Below are 17,337 nucleotides of genomic sequence, written 5' to 3'. Positions count from 1 at the left end.
GGCTACGGAGCAGTCGATGAGGATCTGCCCCGGCCCATCAACGCCTCGCGGCGGGCGGCGGTCTGTTCGCGCAGTGCCTGCACCACCGCCGCCACGGCCGGACGCCGCATCGAATCGGGCCGCAGCACCATCCAGTAGGGCAATTTCTCGGCGAACTCGTGGGGCAGCAGCCGGACAAGGTCCGGGTGCAGGTCCGCCGCGAAGCACGGCAGGAACCCGATCCCCGCCCCGGCGCGGGTGGCCTCCACGTGAACAAAGACGTTGGTGGAGCTCAGTCCGTCCCGCATGGTCGGCACGAGCCTCCGCGGAGCGTCGAGATCATCCACCTGGAGCATGGAATCCACAAAGTAGACCAGCGCATGGGCCGTCAGCTCTTCCACGGTCCCGGGGGTGCCGTACTCGTCGAGGTAAGCGCGTGAGGCGTACATTCCCAGCATGTATTCGCCGAGCCGGGCGGCGGCGGCCCGGTGCACCTGCGGCTCGCCGACCACCACCTCGATGTCCAGTCCCGAGCGCTGCTGGAGCGCGCGGCGCGTAACGGTAATGATCTCGACGCTGAGCCCCGGATGGTCGCGGCGCACGCGGGCCACGGCGGGGGCTGCGATGTAGGCGCTGAAACCGTCCGTCGCAGTCATCCGGACGACGCCGGTGATGGGGTCCGGGATCCGGCCCGGCTGCTCGAGGGGCCGGATGGCCGCTTCCACCCGTTCGGCCACCTGGACCGCTTCCGCGCCAAGGTCCGTGAGCTCCCACCCTCCCGAGGCGCGCGAGAGGACCCGCCCGCCCAGAGCCTTCTCCAGGGCCGCGATCCGCCGGGAAACCGTCGTGTGGTTGAGTCCCAAAGTCTGGGCCGCCGTCGTGAACTTTGCGGAACGGGAGACCGCCAGCAGTACCAGCAGGTCATCGGGATTTGCTTTCATATCTGCAATTCTGCACATACCGGGTGCTTGTTTGACCATTGAAACGTCCAGTTTGTGCGGCAATACTCTGTGAAGCTGCTCAGTGCTGTGCATCATGCTCGCCTGGGCCGATAGGACCGCGACCTGAGGAGTGCAGACATGGAGAGCAGCTTGAACGGCCGCAAGGCCCTGGTGACCGGCGGGGCCGGCGGGATCGGTGCCGCCAGCGTCCGGGCCCTGGCCGCGCGCGGTGCCAAGGTGGTGATCGCGGATGTGGATGAAGCCGCGGCCGGCGCCCTTGCCGACGAGGTGGGCGGCACCTCCTGGGCGGTGGACCTGCTCGACGTCGGGGCACTCCAGTCCGTCAGTTTGGATTGCGACATCCTCGTCAACAACGCCGGAATCCAGCGGATCAGCCCCATCGAGGACTTCGATCCGGCCGACTTCCGCCGCATTATCACGCTGATGCTTGAGGCGCCCTTCCTGCTCATTCGGGCCGCCTTGCCGCACATGTATGCCAACAACTTCGGCCGGATCATCAACCTGTCGTCGGTGCACGGCCTGCGCGCCTCGCCGTTCAAGAGCGCCTATGTCTCCGCCAAGCACGGGCTGGAAGGGCTGAGCAAGGTGACCGCACTGGAAGGCGGCGCGCACTGCGTCACGTCCAACTGCATCAACCCGGGGTACGTCCGGACACCGCTGGTCGAGACGCAGATTGCCGACCAGGCCAAGGTGCACGGCATCCCGGAGTCCGAGGTGCTGACCAAGATCATGCTGACCGAGGCTGCAGTGAAGCGGCTCGTCGAGCCGGAAGAAGTGGCCTCCCTCGTTGCCTGGCTTGCCTCGGACGACGCCGGCATGGTCACGGGCGCCAGCTACACCATGGACGGCGGCTGGTCCGCCCGCTAGCCCAAACCACCGCCCCGGGGGGGGGGGGGGGGGGGCGGCCCCCCCCCCGGGGGCCGGGGGGGGGGGGGGGGAACGCACCAACCCCTGGGGCGGGGGGGGGGCCCCCCCCCCCCCCCAACCCCCCCCCCGGGGGGGTTCTCCGGCCCCCCCCCCCGTGGCCGCCCCGGGGGGCCCACCCCCCCCCTCGACGCAGTCATGGGGAGTCCCGAGCATCCTGGGCGTCCTGCTCGGGAGCACTGGGCTTCGGGGCTAGGGTTGCCGGCTCGGTGGCCCGGCGGATGTAATCGGCGACGGCGTCCTCCGGAACCCGGAATGAGCGGCCGACGCGCACGGCTGCGATGGCGTGCGAATTGACCAGCCGGTACACGGTCATTTTCGACACCCGCATCGCTGCGGCCACCTCGGCGATCGTCAGGTACTGCGTGGACATCGGGGCGGCTGACATGGCAACGCGGCTCCTTGTTGGTGCGGCAAGCCTGGCGGCCTGGCCGTCTTGCAGCCGGGCCGCCAGGCTCCGGCGGCAAACGAACTTCCGGCGGTCCGGACCAGCTTCGGGGGGCTCCCCAGCCAATTCCCCGGCTGGTCCGGGACCGCCGTGAAACCCACTGTAGGCTTCTGTCCCGTTCGTCACACGCGTAACTCCTACCCCTGTTACACCCCGCACCACTTGGGTCACAGCTGTGTACTACTTGCAGGGACTACTGGGCCGGCTGGAGCTCAGGCGCAGAACGCGACCAGGGGAATCAACGTCACGATGCCCAGCGCAGAAAGCCATTGACACAATGTAAAAGTTTCTTTACATTAGCGATGTCGGCTTTGTTTTACATGGGAGACGAGATGTCCTTCGAAGAAAAGAGCGCCTGGATCACCGGGGTGCTGGCAGTCGCGGCGTACGCGGTGTACCTCGCCGTCGTCCTGGGATTGTCGGGTTCCATGCCGCTGACGGACGTTCCCTACGTGGCGCCGCTGCTGTGGACTGTGGGCGGATCGATCGCGGGATCCATTGTGCTGCACACCGTGATCCGGACGTTCTCCGCCGGGGAGGCCGGGAAGAAGGATCAGCGTGACAGGGAGATCTACCGCTTCGGCGAGTACGTCGGCCAGTCCTTCCTCGTGGTCGGGGGAGTGGCGGGCCTGGTGCTGGCGATGGCTGAGGTGGAGCACTTCTGGATCGCCAATGCCATTTACCTGGCCTTCTTCCTCTCGGCAATCCTGGGCTCCGGCGCCAGGATCGTGGCCTACCGCAGGGGCTTCCAGCCGTGGTGAAACCGACAAGGGTCACCAACTCGATCCGCCGGCTGCGGTCTGAGCGCGGCGAACTCACCCAGGCGGAGCTGGCCGAGCGGATCGGCGTCACCCGCCAGACCGTCATCGCCATTGAACAGGGCCGCTACTCGCCCTCGCTTGAGCTGGCATTCCAGATTGCCCATGTCTTCGGGGTTCCCCTCGATGACGTGTTCCAGTACCCGGATCCTGAAGGAGAAGCACCATGAAAGCAATCGTTCAAGACGTCTACGGCTCTGCGGATGTGCTGGAGTTGCGCGATGTCGACAGGCCGGTGCCCGCCGACGACGAGGTGCTCATCAGGGTCCGCGCCGCCGGCGTCGACCAGGGTGTCTGGCACCTCATGACCGGGCTGCCGTACCTGACCCGCGCCTTCGGCTTCGGGCTGAAGGCGCCCAAGAACGGCATCCGCGGCCGGGAGGTCGCCGGTGAGGTGGAAGCGGCCGGCCGGAACGTCGTCGGATTCCGGCCCGGCGATGAAGTCTTCGGCACCTGCGAAGGGTCCTTTGCCGAATATGTCTGCGCAAAGGAGGGAAAGCTGGCGCTGAAGCCGGCCAGCCTGAGCTTCGTGCAGGCCGCCGCCGTCCCGATCTCGGCCGTCACGGCGCTCCAGGGCCTCCGCGACAGCGGGCAGGTCCAGCCCGGGCAGGACGTACTGATCATCGGCGCGGGAGGCGGCGTCGGCGCTTACGCCGTGCAGCTCGCCAAAGCGTTCGGTGCGAAGGTCACCGGGGTGTGCAGCACCGCGAAGACGGATCTGGTCCGCTCGATCGGCGCCGATCATGTCATTGACTACAAGCACGACGACTTCGCCGACGGCTCGAAGCAATACGACCTAATTATCGACACCGCCGGCAACCGCCCCCTCTCGGTCCTGCGTCGGGCGCTCAAGCCGCACGGAACCCTGGTGATCGTCGGCGGCGAAGGCGGCGGGCGCTGGACCGGCGGCTTTGAACGCTCACTGCGGGCCCCCATCCTGTCCCTCTTCGTGGGCCAGAAACTCAAGGGGCTTATCTCGGTCGAGCGCGCCGACGACCTCCGGTTCCTGACCGAACTCATCGACGCCGGCTCGGTGTCACCGGTCATCGACAAGAGCTACCCGCTGGCCGACGCACCCGCGGCGATCCGGTACCTGCACGAAGGCCGGGCCCGCGGCAAGGTGGTCGTCACCATATAAGCGAGGTGATCCGCTCCGGGTAGGACTTCGTTCCCGGGGCGCGTTTCGGCCCGAAGGCGGCGTAGACTTCCGCACTGGAAGCGCCGTCGACCAGGAAGGGACTCCCGTGACGTCCGTACCGCTGACACTTCAAAGCAGCCGGCACCGCCGGCTCGTGGCTGATTGCGCCAACTGCGCCGGGCTCTGCTGCGTTGCCCTGGCTTTTGCCAGGTCTGCGGATTTCGCCGTGGACAAGGCCGCAGGCGATCCCTGCGTGAACCTCGAGGCGGACTTCCGCTGCGCCATCCACCCGCAGTTGCGGGAACGCGGCTTCAAGGGCTGCACCGTCTTCGATTGCTTCGGAGCGGGCCAGAAAGTCACCCAGCAGACGTTCTCCGGGACGGGCTGGCGGGAGGCGCCGGATTCGGGGCGGCTGATGTTCGCGGTCTTCCCGGTCACCCGGCAGCTGCACGAGGTCCTCTGGTATCTCAATGAGGCCCTCGGTATGCCCCGGACAGCGCCGCTCCACGGTGAGCTGCTGGCGGCCTTCGAGGAGACGGAACGGCTCACCCTTCAGCCGCCCGAGGCCATCCTGGCGATCGACGTGAACGGACACCGGGACGGGGTCAACGCACTGCTGGCCCGTGCGAGTGAACTCGTCCGGGCCACAGCCCCGGCGCCGTCGAAACGTTTAAGGAAGATCGGCCCGGGCGCCGACCTGATCGGGGCCCGGCTGGCCGGGCAGGACCTGCGGGGTTCCAACCTCCGGGCCGCCTACCTCATCGCGGCCGAACTGCGGGGTGCGGACCTGCGCGGCGCGGACCTTATCGGTGCCGACCTGCGGGACGCAGACCTAACCGGCGCCGATCTGTCCGGCACCCTGTTCCTGACCCAGCTGCAGCTCAACGCCGCCAGGGGCGATTCCTCGACCGTGCTTCCCGGCTCGCTGCTGCGGCCCGGGCACTGGGGGCCTGGGGCCGGATCCCTAGCAGGGGCGGCCGGGAACGGCCTGCCGGTCTAGGCCGGCCAGAAAGGCCGCGTTGCCGCGCAACGCGGCCTCATAGCGGATGACCTCCTCGGTGCGGATACGGTCCGTGGCCAGTTCCAGGAGTTCGGCGACGGCGGCATCGCTGCGGGAGGCGGCATGCAGGGACAGGGCCAGGAAGAGGCGGACCGAGTCGGAGCCGGGGAACAGGGCCCGGGCTTGCCGCAACGCGGCCAGCGATTCCTCGTGGAGTCCGAGGTTCCGCAGGGTGCTGCCGTACTGCAACAAGCACCGGCGCAGAGTGTCGCCGTCCAGCCCGGCGTCCATCGCCTGCTCGTAGAAGCCGCGGGCGCGCTCCTCCTCGCCGGCAGTGTCGTAGGATCCGCCCACCTCGAAGAGCGCAAAGGGATCGCCGGGATATTCCGCGAGGAGACGCTGGAAATACTCGAGGGTCGGCTGCATGTTCTCCCGGTCGCGGTGCCGGTGACCTTCTTCAATTGCGGCGGCGAGATCGGGGTTCGGTGAGCGGGTCATGGGGTATGTCTAGCCGACGTCGGACGGCACAGCCGGGCGGGACACGCGGGCAGCGGCGGAAATCTAGAGGTACCCCGCCCGCGGCTGGCTCCCTCGCCGCAATGTCCGGGATTCCAGACACGCGGTGCCGCGGCGGACCGTCCCTCGGCACCGGGCGGGCGCATGCTTAAGTACGGGATACCGGACACGCCCCGATTTCGAAGAGGACCCATGCCAACGAGCACCACCAGCCTGAGCGCCACCGCCGCGCCGGGCGTGCCCGCGCCGGATGCGCCTACCGCCGCGCCGGGCGTGCCCGCCACCGCCAGGCCGGCAGGCAAGGCCGCCGCCGCGAAGGCGTCGTCCAAGGTGCCGGCGGCAGAGAACACCCTCCGCATCCTCAAACTGCTTGCCTCCAAGCGCGGGCCAATGGCGGCGTCGAACATTGCCACGGCGCTCGGCCTGCCGCGTTCCAGCGTTTACCACCTGCTCGGGGTGATGGAGGCGAACGGCTTTGTGCTGCACCTGCATGAGGAGCAGCGCTACGGCCTGGGCATCAGCGCCTTCGAGCTCAGTTCCGCCTATTCGCGGCAGGAACCCCTGTCCCGGCTGGGCCGGCCGATGCTCGCCTCGCTCGTCGACGTGATCGGCGAAAGCGCCCATCTGGCCGTGCTGCACGGCCGCGATGTGCTCTACATCGTGGAGGAGCGGGCCAAGAACCGGCCCTCCCTCGTGACCGACGTCGGGGTCCGGCTGCCGAGCCACCTCACCGCGAGCGGCCGGGCCATCCTCGCCGCGCTGCCGAAGTCTCAGGTCCGGGCGCTGTACCCGAACGCCGCCGCGTTCAGCGCCCGGCACGAGACCGAGTCGCCCATCATGAAGTACTCTGCCCTGTCCTCGCACCTAGACCAGGTCCGGCAGCGCGGCTACGCGACCGAACACGGCGAAGTGACGCCCGGCTTCGGCTCGATCGCCGCCGCCGTCACGGACCACGTGGGCTGGCCGACGGCCGCCGTCGCCGTGACGTTCCTTGAGGAGAAACTGCCCGCGGAAGGGTGGCCGGCGCTGGCCGCACGGGTGCAGAAGGTCACCGACGAGCTCTCGGTCCGGATCCACGGCCGCCCGCAACCGTCCTGACCAGTTGCCCTATCACTTACGGCCCCCATTCGCCTGTTTTAGCAACCAAAAGTGATAGCGCAACGGAGGGAGGGGCGCGTCTGGAATCCCGGACAGCACCCGCTCTGACGCCCTGTCTCCGTGGCCGCGGACAGGCTTTAGTTGATACAGAACCTCATTCCTCCGAAGCAGCCGAGAAAAGACGAGAAGGAGCCTCATGGCACCCGCCGATTTCACCACCGGTGCCCGCCCGGTCAAAGCAGCCCGCGGCACCACACTCACCGCCAAGAGCTGGCAGACCGAAGCCCCGCTGCGCATGCTTATGAACAACCTGGACCCCGAGGTGGCCGAGCGCCCCGATGACCTTGTGGTCTACGGCGGCACCGGCCGCGCCGTCCGGTCGTGGGCCGCGTTCGACGCCATCACCCGCACGCTGGAAACCATGGAGAAGGACGAGACCCTGCTGGTCCAGTCCGGCAAGCCCGTCGGCGTTTTCCGCACCAACGAATGGGCGCCGCGGGTGCTGCTGGCCAACTCCAACCTCGTCGGCGACTGGGCCAACTGGCCCGAATTCCGCCGGCTCGAGGCCGAGGGCCTGATGATGTACGGCCAGATGACCGCCGGGTCCTGGATCTACATCGGCACCCAGGGCATCCTGCAGGGCACCTTCGAGACTTTCGCCGCGATCGCCCGCAAACTCACCGGCGATGAGGACGGCACCCTCGCCGGCACCCTGACCCTCACCGGCGGCTGCGGCGGCATGGGCGGCGCCCAGCCGCTCGCCGTCACCCTGAACGACGGCGCCTGCCTGATTGTCGACGTCGACGAAAGCCGCCTGCGCCGCCGCGCCGGCAAGCGCTACCTCGACGAGGTGGAGACCGACCTCGACGCCGCCATCGCCAAGGTGCTGGCGGCCAAGGAAGAGCGCCGCGGCTGGTCCGTGGGCTATGTCGGGAACGCCGCCGAGGTCTTCCCGGAGATCCTGCGCCGCCACACCGCCGGCGAGCTCACGGTGGATATCGTCACGGACCAGACGTCGGCCCACGACCCGCTGAGCTATCTCCCCGAACGCGTCGCCATCGAGGAATGGCACCGTGAAGCCGCCGCAGACCCGGCCGGCTTCACCAAGAAGGCCCAGGCCTCCATGGCCAGGCACGTGGCGGCCATGGTCGAGTTCCAGGACGCCGGCGCCGAGGTCTTCGATTACGGCAACTCCATCCGCGACGAGGCCCGCAAGGGCGGCTACAACCGCGCCTTCGAATTCCCAGGCTTCGTCCCGGCCTACATCCGCCCGCTTTTCTGCGAGGGCCTCGGCCCGTTCCGCTGGGTGGCGCTCTCCGGCGACCCGGAGGACATCGCCGTCACGGATGCCGCCATTAAAAACCTCTTCCCGGAGAACAAGCACCTGCACCGCTGGCTCGACGCCGCCGCTGAGCGCGTGGAGTTCGAGGGCCTGCCGGCGCGGATCTGCTGGCTTGGCTACGGCGACCGTGCCAAGGCCGGACTCCTGTTCAACCAGCTGGTCAAGGAAGGCAAGGTCAAAGCGCCCATCGTGATCGGCCGGGACCACCTCGACTCCGGCTCCGTCGCCTCCCCGTACCGCGAAACCGAGGCCATGGCCGACGGCTCGGACGCTGTCGCCGACTGGCCGCTGCTCAACGCCCTGCTCAACACCGCCTCCGGCGCCACCTGGGTCTCCATCCACCACGGCGGCGGCGTCGGGATCGGCCGCTCCATCCATGCCGGCCAGGTCTCTGTCGCCGATGGCACGGACCTCGCCGCGCAGAAGCTCGAACGCCTGCTCACCAACGACCCCGGCATGGGCGTCATCCGCCACGTCGACGCCGGCTACGACCGCGCCGTCGAAGTCGCCAGGGAACGCGGCGTCCGCATCCCCATGTCCCCACAGGCCCCCTAACCTCGCAAGCTCGGCCAGGGAACCCGGCCTGCAGGGGCCCCAGTGACTGCAGGCTCTGAAAAGAAAAGAACCAGGAAATATCATGACTCCCCCCACGAACTCACCGCTCACTGTCACGCTTGGCTCCAGCGGCGTCACGCCCGAGGACGTCGTCGCCGTCGCCCGCCACGACGCGAAGGTGACCATCTCCCGGGACACGCTCGACGCCGTCGCCAAGGTCCGCGCCCACATCGACCGCCTCGCCCACAGCCCGGCCCCGGCTTACGGCATCTCCACCGGCTTCGGCGCCCTGGCCAACCGGCACATTCCCAACGAGTTGCGCGCCCAGCTGCAGAAATCTCTGATCCGCAGCCACGCCGCCGGCATGGGCCCCGCCGTGGAACGTGAGGTGGTCCGCGGCATCATGTTCCTGCGCGCCAAGACCCTCGCCTCCGGCCGCACCGGCGTCCGCCCCGTGGTGCTGCAGACCATGGTGGACGTGCTCAACGCGGGCATCACCCCGGTGGTCCGCGAATTCGGCTCCCTCGGCTGCTCCGGCGACCTAGCCCCGCTGTCCCACTGCGCCCTGGTCCTGATGGGCGAAGGCGAGGCCACCGGCCCCGACGGCACGCCCTACGGCGGACGCGGAGAAAACCCGGTCGCCGAACTCCTCGCCGCGCACGGGATCGAACCCGTCACCCTCGCCGAGAAAGAGGGCCTGGCCCTCGTCAACGGCACCGAAGGCATGTTGGGCATGCTGCTCATGGCCATCGCCGACATCCGCCAGCTGCTCACGACGGCGGACATCACCGCCGCGCTCAGCGTCGAGGCGCTGCTCGGCACCGACCAGGTGTTCCTGCCCGAACTGCACGCCGCGCTCCGGCCGCACCCCGGACAGGCCGCCTCCGCGGACAACATGCTGCGCGTGCTGTCCAACTCCCCGATCGTGGCCTCGCACCGGATCAACGACACCAAGGTCCAGGACGCCTACTCGCTGCGCTGCGCACCCCAGGTGGCCGGCGCCGTCCGCGACACCGTGGACCACGCCGCCATGGTGGCGTCCCGTGAACTCGCTGCCGCGATCGACAACCCGGTGGTCCTGCCCGACGGCCGGGTCAGCTCCAACGGCAACTTCCACGGTGCGCCCGTGGCGTATGTGCTGGATTTCCTGGCCATCGCCGTCGCGGACCTCAGCTCCATTGCCGAGCGCCGGACCGACCGGATGCTGGACCCGGCCCGCTCGCACGGGCTGCCGGCTTTCCTGGCAGCGGATCCCGGCGTCGACTCGGGCCTGATGATCGCCCAGTACACCCAGGCCGGGCTGGTCTCGGACAACAAGCGGCTGGCCGTCCCGGCGTCGGTGGACTCAATTCCGAGCTCCGCGATGCAGGAGGACCACGTCTCCATGGGCTGGCACGCGGCCCGCAAGCTCCGCCGCTCCGTGGAGAACCTGCGTCGTGTCCTGGCGATCGAACTCGTCACGTCGGCGAGGGCGCTCGAGATCCGTACCCAGCTCTCCGGCGGCGAACTTGTGCCGGGACCGGCAGGCACCGCGGTGATCGCGGCGCTGCGCGACGTCGTCGACGGTCCGGGAACCGACAGGTTCCTCTCCCCGGAGCTGGAGGCGGCGGACCGCCTCGTTGCCTCGGGGAAGGTCCGGGCGGCGGCCGAATCCGCCGTCGGAAATCTCGCCTGACGGCAAACAAACTGCGGTTTGGCCGGGCAATTTCCGGCGGCCCCGAAATTGTGGGCGACACGGCCGGCGGGGGCCCGGGAACTGTAGTACAAAGGGGAAGTCGCACCAACGATGTTGTGACACAGAACATATACAAAGGGGTAGAAGTTCATGAAAGCACGCGGGACGGTTATGTCCAGGCGCCTGGTATCCGCCGCCACGGTTTCGAACTGGGGAAGCCTCAAGGCCGGCGACCGGGTTGAAATCCTCAAGCACGCACAGGTCCTGGCGGCCGGGGAGGTCGAAGAAGTCTCGGTGAGCGGCAACGTGCTCTGGCTGGTCCCCGCGGACCCGTCCGGGACGCAGCTCTTCCTGAAGTCCGACGGCGTGCAGGTGCGGCGCAGCTGACCGCGCCCCGGCCCGTGAGGCTGATGGCCGGGTGACCCATCAGTGCCGGGAAGGCGGACGGAACTTGGACCGGGCTGCGGACGTTGTGAGAAGGTGGGGGACGGGGCTGCACAGCGTCGCACCCTGCCGATATGATATTGGCACGAAGTCCTGGGGATAACTTCCGGGATGGTTTTCGCCGTCCTGCCGTCATTGACTGGTCAGGACCAGTAGTTCCAGGAGTTGTTCCAGCGTGGTTCTCAAGACATTCGGTTGGTCGTTCGCGGTCACCATCATTGCATTGGTGGTCGCTTTTCTCTACGGCGGACCCGAGGCGCTCATCCTCTGCATCATCCTGGGCATTCTTGAAATCAGCCTGAGTTTTGACAATGCCGTGGTCAACGCCCGAATCCTCGAGCGGATGAACCCGTTCTGGCAGAAGATGTTCCTCAGCGTGGGCATCATCATCGCGGTCTTCGGCATGCGCATCCTGTTCCCGCTCCTCATCGTCGGAGTCACAGCCGGCCTGAACCCCATTGAAGCGGTCAGCCTGGCCATGGAAAAGGGCGATCCCGGCGCTCCCGGCACTTATGGCTACCTCCTGCACGAAGCGCACCCCCAGATTGCGGCCTTCGGCGGGATGTTCCTCCTGATGCTGTTCCTGGACTTCATCCTCGCCCAGCGTGAGATCAAGTGGATCAAGTTCCTCGAAATCCCGCTGGCCCGGCTGGGCATGCTCGAGGGCGCATCCCTGATCGCCGGAATGGCCGCGCTGGCCTTCGCCGGTGCCGTGTCCGGTGAGAAGCAGGGAATCGTCCTGCTCTCGGGCCTGCTCGGCATGATCACCTATTTCCTGGTGAACGGCCTCGGTAACCTTTTCGATGTCGACCAGGACGGCGACATTGACGCTGCGGACGCGGACCTCGTGGTCCACTCAGGTCCCTCCGGTTCCGCCAAGCTGGCCGGCAAGGCTGCCTTTATGCTGTTCCTCTACCTTGAAGTCATCGACGCCTCCTTCTCCTTCGACGGGGTGATCGGTGCCTTCGCCATTACCTCCGATCCCATCATCATCGCCCTCGGACTCGGCTTCATCGGCGCCATGTTCGTCCGCTCCCTGACCGTCTTCCTGGTCCGGCAGGGAACGCTGGATGAATTCAAGTACCTGGACCACGGCGCGCACTGGGCCATTGGCGCCCTGGCCGTCATCCTGCTGATCACCATCGTGGTCCCCATCAACGAGATCATCACCGGCCTCATCGGCTTGGTCTTCATCGGCGCCGCCCTCACAGGATCCATCCTGCGCAACAGGCGGGACAGTGCCGCCGGGCAGGACGAAACACTCGAGCCGGCGGATGCGAACGGTCCGTCGGTAGCCAGCACCAAGCAGTAGCCACCACTATGGAAAGCGAGTAAATCAATGGGTTTGAGTTTGGAAAAAGGCCAGTCACTGTCGCTCACGAAGCAGAACGGCGAGTCCCTGACGAACGTCCGCCTGGGTCTGGGGTGGGACTCCGCGGTGCCGGCCAAGAAGGGGTTCTTCGGCGGAACGAAGACCGCTGAGGTCGATCTGGATGCCTCGGCCATCATGTTCGACGGCGAGGGCAAGCACCTGGACACGGTTTTCTTCAACCAGCTCACCAGCAAGGACGGCGCCATCCGGCACACCGGTGACAACCTCACCGGCGCCGGCGACGGCGACGACGAGACCATGATGGTGAACCTGCCCGCGGTCTCTCCGGCGGTCAAGCACGTCGTGTTTGTCATCACGAGCTACAGCCAGCAGACCTTCGATATGGTCAAGAACGCGTTCTGCCGGGTCATCGACGACTCGGCCGCGGGCAGCCCGGAAGTTGCCCGCTACTCCCTCACCGAGGCAGGGAAAAACACGGCAATGGTCATGTCGAAGCTGTCGCGGACCGGCAACGCCTGGACCTTCCAGGCGATCGGCACCCCGGCCAACGGCCGCACCGCCGCCGAGGTTCTCGGCGTCGCTGCTTCCGTGCTCTAAGCCCGTCCCCGCAGCGCACCAAGGAGGTACACATGTCCAGCCTGACCCTGAGCAAAGGCAGCAACCTGTCCCTGACAAAGGCTGATCCGGGGCTCCGCCGGGCCATGATCGGCCTCGGCTGGGATCCGCGGACCACGGCGGGCGAACAGTTCGACCTCGACGCCTCGGCGCTGCTGGTCAGGGCAGATGGCAAGGTCCGCTCCAACGCCGACTTCATCTTCTACAACCAGTTGTCTTCGGCTGACGGTGCCATCGTGCACCAGGGGGACAACCGCACCGGCGACGGCGACGGCGACGACGAACAGGTCCTGATCGACCTCGACGCCGTCGCACCCGACGTCGAGAAGATCGTGATCGTCGTGTCGATCGACCAGGCAGACGCCCGCCGGCAGAACTTCGGCCAGGTCCGCGACGCGTTCTGCCGGGTGGTGAACGAGGAGACCGGCAACGAAGTGGTCCGCTACGACCTCACCGAGGACGCGGCCGCCGAAACGTGCATGATTTTCGCGGAAATCTACCGCCACAACGGCGAGTGGAAGTTCCGTGCCGTGGGCCAGGGCTACGCCTCAGGCCTCCGTGGCGTGGCCACGGACTTCGGCATCGCGCTGGACTAGAAACCCGGCGGCCCGGGGGAACCCGGGCCGGCCCACCTGACTGAACTAGGAGAACAATCATGGCTGGCTTGACCCTTACCAAAGGCAGTAACCTCTCGCTCACCAAGACCGATCCGGGGCTGAACAAGGTTCTCATCGGGCTGGGCTGGGATCCCCGGACAACAACCGGCGATGCGTTCGACCTGGATGCCTCGGCGCTCCTGCTCGGCGCCGACGGAAAAGTCCGCAGTTCCGCGGATTTCATCTTCTACAACCAGCCGGCTGCACCCGACGGCTCGGTGGTCCACAAGGGGGACAACCGTTCCGGCGAGGGCGACGGCGACGACGAAGTGGTCGCCGTCGAGCTCTCGGCAGTGGGCACAGATGTTGAGCGGATCGTCTTTGTGGTCTCGATTGACCAGGCAGAGACCCGCCGGCAGAACTTCGGCCAGGTGCGCGCCGCCTACTGCCGCGTGGTGAACCAGGAGACTGACGTGGAAGTGGTGCGCTATGACCTCAGCGAGGATGCGGCGCCGGAGACCTGCATGATCTTCTCAGAGCTCTACCGGAACAACGGCGAATGGAAGTTCAAGGCCGTCGGACAGGGGTACGCCACCGGCCTCGCCGGCATCGCCGCGGACTTCGGCGTCCAGCTCGGCTAAGACGCCGCGACCAGAGAATAGAGAGAGACAACAATGAGCATGCAACTCACACCGCCTGAGACGGCGTCGCCGGCGCCGCTGGTACTGAACGCGCCGGAATCCGTGGACATCGTCAAGGTGGACGACGCCCCGGGGATGGTCCCGGTTCCGGCTGAACGCCAGCAGGAAATCAACGCGCAGGCGCGGGCTTTCGTCAGTGAAGTCGCTGCCATGAACCCGCACAGCCCCGAGTACTCCAGCAAGATCGACGGAATCAACCGGCTGGCGGGCCAGCAGCTGGTGTCCTCCGCTGACACCTCGAGCCGGTTGCTTGAGCGGTCGTCCACGTCGTTGGCCGGCGCGAAGAAGTCCGGCAGCAGCGCCCAGGTGCAGGTAGCGTCCACCCTTGGCGAACTCCGGTCCACGGTGGAAGACCTCACCCCGAACGCGGCCGACCTGAGCGTGGGCCGCAAAATCCTGGGAATCATTCCCGGCGGCAACAAACTGGCCAAGTACTTCCAGAAGTACGAATCCGCGCAGACGCAGTTGGACAAGATCATCAAGTCCCTGATGGCGGGGCAGGATTCGCTGCTCAAGGACAACGCCGCACTGGCCCAGGAAAAGACCCAGCTGTGGGAAACCATGCAGGGGCTGAGTGAGTACGCGGTATTCGCGAAGGCCCTGGACGGGGCAACAGCAGCCAAAGTCGACGAGATGAAGATCTCGGGCCAGATCGAAGAAGCCGGCAAACTCGACGCCGATGTGCTGTACCCGATCCGCCAGCGCCACCAGGACATCCTGACGCAGCTGGCCGTATCGGTCCAGGGCTACCTGGCCATCGACATGATCCGCAAGAACAACACCGAACTGATCAAGGGCGTTGAGCGTGCCCGCACCACCACGATCTCCGCGCTGCGGACCGCCGTGATCGTGGCCCAGGCTCTCGCCAACCAGAAGATGGTGCTGGATCAGATCGACGCCATCAACACCACCACGAACAACATGATCCTCAAGACGAGCGAGATGCTGAAGGATCAGACCGCCCGGATCCACCAGCAGGCGGCCAGCTCCGGCGTCAGCGTGGAGACCCTGCAGAAAGCGTTCGACAACGTCTTCCAGACCATGGACGCCATCGACACGTTCCGCTCGCAAGCCAACAAGAGCATGGAAGGCACCGTTCATGCCCTCGAAACAGGGCTTGAACGCGCCCGTCCCTACCTGGACCGGGTGCGCCAGCAGGAGGGAAATTAGCGGCCACCGGCCCTGAGCAATAGGCTTACGGGCTATGGTCGCAAAATTCTTAGGCTCGCTGTTCGGCAGCGGAGCGGGTAACCGCCCCGCTGCCGACTCCAGCGACGTGCTGCCCGCCGCCGATCCGGTTGCGGGCGAGCTGGCAGCCACCGGGGCCGCGCTCCGGGAGCTGCGCGGGACGGCGCTGAGCAAGGGCGCCGAACTGCCAACCGTTGTGGTCTCACAACTGTTGGCGCTGGCCGACATCCTCGGGTCCCTCATCGGCTACATCGGGAAATCCGGGGCGTCCACCGAGCAGCGCGTCCTCCTTAACGCCATCATCACCGACTATCTGCCGGCGCCGCTGCGCGCCTATTTGATGCTGGCCGCTTCGTCACGGAATGAGGACTCCGCGGACACGACGGCATTGCTGGAGCAGCTTGACACGCTCTACTCAACCGTCAATAACCTGGACAACCAGGTCCGCACGGGGGCTATCACGGAACTGGCGGTTCACGGCCAGTTCCTGCGGGACAAATTTGATGTTGACGGTCTTCACCTGGAAGGACACTAGTGGCTTCGATGGTCGCGGGCAGCAACGCCGCCCTCACCGCTGAGAACCCCGGACTCGGGAAAGTACTTCTTGGGATCGGCTGGGAAATGGTGCCCAGCCGTGGGCCGCAAGCCGAGCTGGTGCCGATGGCGATCATGTGCGGGCCGGACGGCCGCGCCATTTCGGATGACCACCTCGTCTTTTTCAACCAGATCGCCAGCCCCGAAGGCAGCATCGCCTTCGCCGGGGCGGAAGACCAGGAGCAGATCGACGTCGACCTCACCCGGGTGCCCGGGACGGTCAGCAAGATCGCGGTACTGCTCTACGTGGATCCGGATGTCCGAGGGCCCGGCACGTTCGGCGCCGTCAAGAACGCCTATCTGCGGGTCGCCAATGAGGAGAACCGGGAACTCCTGCGTTTCAGCGTGCCGCGGGGGAACCTGGATAAGATCAACGCCATGATCCTCGGTGAGCTGTACCGGCATGGCGGAGGTTGGAAGTTCCGGGCCCTCGGTCAGGGCTATGAGGCCGGGCTCGCCGCCGTTGCCGTGGACTTCAAGTTGAAGCTCTGACCATGGGGTTGAATCGAAGCCCGGTGCGGACCGATATCGACTACCTCAGCCGGCGCCGGAAAGCCGTCAGGCAGCCGGATACTGCGCCGCCCGCTTCGGCCGGCGCCGCCCCGCCCCGGGACCCCGGTCCGCCGGACGCCGGCCCTTCGCCTTCCGCGGGACTGACGCTCGGCCACCGAGCACGGGTCTCCGTTCCCGCCGGCCCGTCCGGTTCCGCCGGTCCGTCCGGTTCCGCCGTTTCCGCGGGACTGACGCTCGGCCCCGGACCCGCGCGCCGTCCGGCGGCCGGGCCTGGCCCGGGGTCGGCCGGCGGAGCTCCGGCGACCAGCGCCCCTCCGGCGACCAGGCCTGGCCCGGCGCCCCGCTCCGCCCCAGCGTCCGCGGAGCGGCTGTTCCCGGCTCCGGCCTTTGGCAGCCTCCGCGAGTTGGGGCAAGCGAACCCGGTGGTGCGCCTGAACGCGAGGCAATCCGCGATCGGCTCGCTCCTGGTGGCCGGGGCCCGCTCGGTGGCATGGGAGGACCAGAACCTCACCACGGGTGCCCATCACGCGGACGGGCACAAGGCCGGCACCCCGGTCAGCACACCCGGTAACCGGCCCCTGGCCGGAATTCAGGACCTGTCCGGAATCGTATCCCTGCGCCACGTCCGGCTGCTGCGCCGCGCACTGTTCATCGCTGGCGAGTCACCTTTGACGATCGGAGTCTTCGACGGCGCCGCCGCCGCGGTGGCCGCCAGGAACGACGGCGGCTTCCGGAGCGTTCTGTATGTCGTGCGGATCGGCGGGGTCCTTGAGGTCCGCGCCGAGTTCGTCCCGGCAGATGCCTCCGACGCCGTCATCTGGGCCACCTTCGGGTTCACCATGACGATTCCACTGGACCAACGGGTACTCCTGCGCTAACCGGCAGCACACCGCAGCTA

20 protein-coding genes are annotated in these 17,337 nt (G+C 67.2%); 17 read left to right on the top strand and 3 right to left on the bottom strand.

Annotated features, from left to right (window positions below; all coding sequences use genetic code 11):
• Positions 1–2 precede the first annotated feature (2 nt).
• Entirely contained in the window at positions 3–920 is a 918-nt protein-coding gene (locus tag RCH07_RS02610) for a LysR family transcriptional regulator (protein ID WP_326965903.1), read from the bottom strand.
• A 138-nt stretch (positions 921–1,058) separates the two neighbouring features.
• Between RCH07_RS02610 and RCH07_RS02605 the strand changes: the two genes are divergently transcribed.
• Positions 1,059–1,808: a 3-hydroxybutyrate dehydrogenase gene (locus RCH07_RS02605; protein ID WP_326965902.1), complete on the top strand. Its 750-nt coding sequence runs from the start codon at positions 1,059–1,061 to the stop codon at positions 1,806–1,808.
• Between the two features lie 193 nt (positions 1,809–2,001).
• On the opposite strand, the gene RCH07_RS02600 is transcribed toward RCH07_RS02605, so the two are convergent.
• On the bottom strand, positions 2,002–2,253 hold the full coding sequence (locus RCH07_RS02600) for a helix-turn-helix domain-containing protein (protein WP_326965901.1): 252 nt from the start codon (positions 2,251–2,253) through the stop codon (positions 2,002–2,004).
• Positions 2,254–2,645: 392 nt separating this feature from the next.
• Here RCH07_RS02600 and RCH07_RS02595 point away from each other — a divergent pair, with 392 nt between their 5' ends.
• The 4 genes from RCH07_RS02595 (at position 2,646) to RCH07_RS02580 (ending at position 5,269) form a co-directional block, all read left to right on the top strand.
• Positions 2,646–3,074: a hypothetical protein gene (locus tag RCH07_RS02595; RefSeq protein ID WP_326965900.1), complete on the top strand. Its 429-nt coding sequence runs from the start codon at positions 2,646–2,648 to the stop codon at positions 3,072–3,074.
• A complete protein-coding gene (locus tag RCH07_RS02590) occupies positions 3,068–3,301 on the top strand; it encodes a helix-turn-helix transcriptional regulator (RefSeq protein WP_326965899.1) in 234 nt (77 codons plus the stop codon). The genes RCH07_RS02595 and RCH07_RS02590 overlap by 7 nt, the downstream gene beginning before the upstream one ends.
• Complete coding sequence (locus RCH07_RS02585; RefSeq protein ID WP_326965898.1) at positions 3,298–4,269, top strand: NAD(P)-dependent alcohol dehydrogenase; 972 nt, start codon at positions 3,298–3,300, stop codon at positions 4,267–4,269. Before RCH07_RS02590 ends, RCH07_RS02585 begins: the two co-directional genes overlap by 4 nt.
• A gap of 106 nt (positions 4,270–4,375) precedes the next feature.
• On the top strand, positions 4,376–5,269 hold the full coding sequence (locus RCH07_RS02580) for a pentapeptide repeat-containing protein (RefSeq protein WP_326965897.1): 894 nt from the start codon (positions 4,376–4,378) through the stop codon (positions 5,267–5,269).
• Here the strand turns inward: RCH07_RS02580 and RCH07_RS02575 are convergent.
• Positions 5,234–5,767, bottom strand: coding sequence for a tetratricopeptide repeat protein (locus tag RCH07_RS02575; protein WP_326965896.1), 534 nt, complete (start codon positions 5,765–5,767; stop codon positions 5,234–5,236). The genes RCH07_RS02580 and RCH07_RS02575 overlap by 36 nt on opposite strands.
• 210 nt (positions 5,768–5,977) lie before the next feature.
• Between RCH07_RS02575 and RCH07_RS02570 the strand changes: the two genes are divergently transcribed.
• The 12 genes from RCH07_RS02570 (at position 5,978) to RCH07_RS02515 (ending at position 17,317) form a co-directional block, all read left to right on the top strand.
• The gene (locus RCH07_RS02570; protein WP_326965895.1) at positions 5,978–6,883 is read left to right on the top strand and encodes an IclR family transcriptional regulator; all 906 of its coding nucleotides are present in this window, start codon (positions 5,978–5,980) and stop codon (positions 6,881–6,883) included.
• Between the two features lie 196 nt (positions 6,884–7,079).
• Positions 7,080–8,780, top strand: coding sequence for a urocanate hydratase (locus tag RCH07_RS02565; RefSeq protein WP_326965894.1), 1,701 nt, complete (start codon positions 7,080–7,082; stop codon positions 8,778–8,780).
• A gap of 82 nt (positions 8,781–8,862) precedes the next feature.
• On the top strand, positions 8,863–10,455 hold the full coding sequence (gene hutH, locus RCH07_RS02560; RefSeq protein WP_326965893.1) for a histidine ammonia-lyase: 1,593 nt from the start codon (positions 8,863–8,865) through the stop codon (positions 10,453–10,455).
• Between the two features lie 150 nt (positions 10,456–10,605).
• The gene (locus RCH07_RS02555) at positions 10,606–10,842 is read left to right on the top strand and encodes a hypothetical protein (RefSeq protein WP_326965892.1); all 237 of its coding nucleotides are present in this window, start codon (positions 10,606–10,608) and stop codon (positions 10,840–10,842) included.
• Positions 10,843–11,074: 232 nt separating this feature from the next.
• Positions 11,075–12,211 (top strand): DUF475 domain-containing protein, encoded by a 1,137-nt coding sequence (locus RCH07_RS02550; RefSeq protein ID WP_326965891.1) that lies wholly within the window; start codon positions 11,075–11,077, stop codon positions 12,209–12,211.
• A gap of 27 nt (positions 12,212–12,238) precedes the next feature.
• Positions 12,239–12,829, top strand: coding sequence for a TerD family protein (locus tag RCH07_RS02545; protein ID WP_326965890.1), 591 nt, complete (start codon positions 12,239–12,241; stop codon positions 12,827–12,829).
• A 32-nt stretch (positions 12,830–12,861) separates the two neighbouring features.
• Complete coding sequence (locus RCH07_RS02540; RefSeq protein WP_326965889.1) at positions 12,862–13,443, top strand: TerD family protein; 582 nt, start codon at positions 12,862–12,864, stop codon at positions 13,441–13,443.
• A 59-nt stretch (positions 13,444–13,502) separates the two neighbouring features.
• Positions 13,503–14,084, top strand: coding sequence for a TerD family protein (locus tag RCH07_RS02535; protein WP_326965888.1), 582 nt, complete (start codon positions 13,503–13,505; stop codon positions 14,082–14,084).
• A gap of 33 nt (positions 14,085–14,117) precedes the next feature.
• A complete protein-coding gene (locus tag RCH07_RS02530) occupies positions 14,118–15,314 on the top strand; it encodes a toxic anion resistance protein (protein ID WP_326965887.1) in 1,197 nt (398 codons plus the stop codon).
• Between the two features lie 34 nt (positions 15,315–15,348).
• Positions 15,349–15,867: a hypothetical protein gene (locus RCH07_RS02525; RefSeq protein ID WP_326965886.1), complete on the top strand. Its 519-nt coding sequence runs from the start codon at positions 15,349–15,351 to the stop codon at positions 15,865–15,867.
• 8 nt (positions 15,868–15,875) lie between these two features.
• Positions 15,876–16,418, top strand: coding sequence for a TerD family protein (locus RCH07_RS02520; RefSeq protein ID WP_326965937.1), 543 nt, complete (start codon positions 15,876–15,878; stop codon positions 16,416–16,418).
• Positions 16,419–16,420: 2 nt separating this feature from the next.
• The gene (locus RCH07_RS02515) at positions 16,421–17,317 is read left to right on the top strand and encodes a hypothetical protein (protein WP_326965885.1); all 897 of its coding nucleotides are present in this window, start codon (positions 16,421–16,423) and stop codon (positions 17,315–17,317) included.
• Positions 17,318–17,337: the final 20 nt, after the last annotated feature.

Origin of the sequence: Arthrobacter sp. CG_A4, from assembly GCF_035985125.1 — a bacterium.
GTDB lineage: Bacteria > Actinomycetota > Actinomycetes > Actinomycetales > Micrococcaceae > Arthrobacter.
Note: the sequence above shows the minus strand (reverse complement) of the source record. Positions and strands in the feature narration are given on the sequence as shown.

Excerpts from the sequence above, each read along its gene's own strand:
- RCH07_RS02610 (WP_326965903.1), bottom strand. The coding sequence starts at position 920 with ATGAAAGCAAATCCCGATGACCTGCTGGTACTGCTGGCGGTCTCCCGT.
- RCH07_RS02605 (WP_326965902.1), top strand. The coding sequence starts at position 1,059 with ATGGAGAGCAGCTTGAACGGCCGCAAGGCCCTGGTGACCGGCGGGGCC.
- RCH07_RS02600 (WP_326965901.1), bottom strand. The coding sequence starts at position 2,253 with ATGTCAGCCGCCCCGATGTCCACGCAGTACCTGACGATCGCCGAGGTG.
- RCH07_RS02595 (WP_326965900.1), top strand. The coding sequence starts at position 2,646 with ATGTCCTTCGAAGAAAAGAGCGCCTGGATCACCGGGGTGCTGGCAGTC.
- RCH07_RS02585 (WP_326965898.1), top strand. The coding sequence starts at position 3,298 with ATGAAAGCAATCGTTCAAGACGTCTACGGCTCTGCGGATGTGCTGGAG.
- RCH07_RS02575 (WP_326965896.1), bottom strand. The coding sequence starts at position 5,767 with ATGACCCGCTCACCGAACCCCGATCTCGCCGCCGCAATTGAAGAAGGT.
- RCH07_RS02570 (WP_326965895.1), top strand. The coding sequence starts at position 5,978 with ATGCCAACGAGCACCACCAGCCTGAGCGCCACCGCCGCGCCGGGCGTG.
- RCH07_RS02565 (WP_326965894.1), top strand. The coding sequence starts at position 7,080 with ATGGCACCCGCCGATTTCACCACCGGTGCCCGCCCGGTCAAAGCAGCC.
- hutH (WP_326965893.1), top strand. The coding sequence starts at position 8,863 with ATGACTCCCCCCACGAACTCACCGCTCACTGTCACGCTTGGCTCCAGC.
- RCH07_RS02555 (WP_326965892.1), top strand. The coding sequence starts at position 10,606 with ATGAAAGCACGCGGGACGGTTATGTCCAGGCGCCTGGTATCCGCCGCC.
- RCH07_RS02545 (WP_326965890.1), top strand. The coding sequence starts at position 12,239 with ATGGGTTTGAGTTTGGAAAAAGGCCAGTCACTGTCGCTCACGAAGCAG.
- RCH07_RS02540 (WP_326965889.1), top strand. The coding sequence starts at position 12,862 with ATGTCCAGCCTGACCCTGAGCAAAGGCAGCAACCTGTCCCTGACAAAG.
- RCH07_RS02535 (WP_326965888.1), top strand. The coding sequence starts at position 13,503 with ATGGCTGGCTTGACCCTTACCAAAGGCAGTAACCTCTCGCTCACCAAG.
- RCH07_RS02530 (WP_326965887.1), top strand. The coding sequence starts at position 14,118 with ATGAGCATGCAACTCACACCGCCTGAGACGGCGTCGCCGGCGCCGCTG.
- RCH07_RS02525 (WP_326965886.1), top strand. The coding sequence starts at position 15,349 with ATGGTCGCAAAATTCTTAGGCTCGCTGTTCGGCAGCGGAGCGGGTAAC.
- RCH07_RS02520 (WP_326965937.1), top strand. The coding sequence starts at position 15,876 with ATGGTCGCGGGCAGCAACGCCGCCCTCACCGCTGAGAACCCCGGACTC.
- RCH07_RS02515 (WP_326965885.1), top strand. The coding sequence starts at position 16,421 with ATGGGGTTGAATCGAAGCCCGGTGCGGACCGATATCGACTACCTCAGC.